Here is a 512-nt window from a genome sequence, read left to right as displayed (position 1 = left end):
GCCAAGAGCGGACATTACCTCTACAACTAAAAAAAGATCGGCCTGAATGAAATTTCCATTTGAACCCAAGTCGACGACCTGTCTACGCCAAGGTCAATATTGGTGTTTTCAGCTGAGCAATGGCCGCTTCGCCTGTGGCGCGGTTTTAGCTCGCACGACTTCGCAGGGGAAACTGCATCGTTCTATGTTCTTGGGCGGTCTTCTGAACTGGTCAGGCTTATCCTTGCCGATGTCTGCAGGCATGAAGAACGCAAGGGTGTTGCAGAGTGGATTCATGCATGTGAAGGCAATTCAACACAATGGGAGAGAGGTGCTAGGCCAGTTAGATGAAGCCTTGGACATTTCGCCAGAAGTCGAATACACCGGACTTACAGTCGACGGTCCGCCACTCTGGGGCGTAGCCTATATTCGCGCATTAGCGGAAGATAATTTTGGCAATCCGGAGTGGAGCGAGCAGGAGTTGCAGAAAGTTCGCAAGAAGTAGCGCGAACGTGTCAATGTCCGCTTCGGGT

1 protein-coding gene is annotated in these 512 nt (G+C 51.4%); it reads left to right on the top strand.

Features of this window, described 5'->3' with window-relative positions:
- The first annotated feature begins 46 nt into the window (after positions 1 to 46).
- Positions 47 to 484, top strand: a complete 438-nt coding sequence (locus ACQ7JA_RS25025) for a hypothetical protein (protein WP_430902410.1) — start codon at positions 47 to 49, stop codon at positions 482 to 484.
- Positions 485 to 512 lie beyond the last annotated feature (28 nt).

Source organism: Massilia sp. BKSP1R2A-1, assembly GCF_050586525.1.
In the GTDB taxonomy this organism is placed as follows: Bacteria; Pseudomonadota; Gammaproteobacteria; order Burkholderiales; family Burkholderiaceae_D; genus Telluria.
This window is presented reverse-complemented; position numbering and strand designations above follow the sequence as displayed.

Coding starts and splice junctions, on each gene's coding strand:
- ACQ7JA_RS25025 (WP_430902410.1), top strand. CDS start 47: ATGAAATTTCCATTTGAACCCAAGTCGACGACCTGTCTACGCCAAGGT.